Raw genomic sequence first — 1,306 nt, forward strand, 5'->3', positions numbered from 1 at the left:
GGTGGCGCTGCTGCACAGCCGCTACATGCGGGTCATCACACACCCCGCGTTCACGATCCCGCTGTTCATCGCGAGCCTGTACGCGCTGTACTTCACGCCGCTCTTCGACTTCCTCATGGAGACGAAGACCGGGCACATCGCGATGATGGTGCACTTCCTCGCCGTGGGCCTGCTCTTCTTCTGGCCGATCATGGGCGTGGACCCGGGCCCGCACCGGCCGGGCTACGTGATGCGGATGCTGGAGCTCTTCGCGGGCATGCCGTTCCACGCCTTCTTCGGCATCGCCCTGATGATGGCCTCGCAGCCCATGCTCACTACATACATGCACCCGCCCGCGTCACTCGGCATCGATGTGCTCTCGGACCAGTCCCTGGGCGGCGGCATCGCCTGGGCCTTCAGCGAGATCCCCTCGGTGCTGGTCCTGCTCGCTCTGGTCTTCCAATGGCAGCGCTCCGAACAGCGACAAGCACGACGCGCGGACCGCAATGCCGACCGGACCGAGGACAAAGAGCTGGCGGCCTACAACGCGTACCTCGCCTCACTGAACCTGCACGCCCAACGCTATTGATCCGAGCATGAGCACTGCGGCCCCGAAGACAATGCGGTCTTCTTGGCGGCATCGCCTCCGCCAAGAAGATCACGCATCACTTGGATGGCGGCCCTGATGCTCCCGGCGCGGGACAGGGCTCGGCCAGCGCCAGGCGTGTGCTCGTCTTCACGATGACCAACTGCCGTCTCGACAACTGGTAAGGCCGCTGGGAAGGCCTGACGCTCAGCGCACCTACCGGAACCAGTGTCCCGTCCACGTGCCACAACCGCGCGGGAACCGTCCTCATCGGCCGTTCCGTCGGCTCGAGCGCCAACAGCGGCCCCAATCGCCGGACCACCCGGGACACAGTCGCCAACGACACCCCGAACAGTACGTTCAGCTGCCGCATCGACAGATTCGTTCGGTAATACGCCCCCACCAGCAGTACGCGTTTTCCCAACGGCAGGCACCATGGCCGTCCGATGCCGGTAGAGCCATTGTCACGAGCGCCCATCACTGCCAAGAGATGCTCGAACTGGCCGACCCGCAGCCCCGTGAATGTCTCCACCCACACACGGTGTGGCATCGGTGGTCCTGCTATAGGGGGGAAATGCCCTCTCAGAATCTTCTGCACCACGCCTCAGTCACTCGCAGAAGGCCGGACGCTGCCGCTGGTGGTGGTGGGGAGCTGGGTTTGGATGAGGTCCATGACGGAGGAGTCGGTCAGGGTGGTGACGTCTCCGAGGGTGCGGTTTTCGGCGACGTCGCGGAGGAGTC

General features: G+C 64.7%; 2 protein-coding genes. One reads left to right on the top strand and one right to left on the bottom strand.

Going from position 1 to position 1,306, the window contains the following annotated elements:
- The coding region (locus ACWD4A_RS35360; RefSeq protein ID WP_451200579.1) for a cytochrome c oxidase assembly protein at positions 1-568 on the top strand (568 nt) is incomplete at its 5' end.
- Positions 569-644: 76 nt separating this feature from the next.
- On the opposite strand, the gene ACWD4A_RS35365 is transcribed toward ACWD4A_RS35360, so the two are convergent.
- Entirely contained in the window at positions 645-1,115 is a 471-nt protein-coding gene (locus ACWD4A_RS35365) for a helix-turn-helix domain-containing protein (RefSeq protein ID WP_451200580.1), read from the bottom strand.
- Between the last annotated feature and the right edge of the window lie 191 nt (positions 1,116-1,306).

Source organism: Streptomyces sp. NPDC002537, from assembly GCF_053594975.1.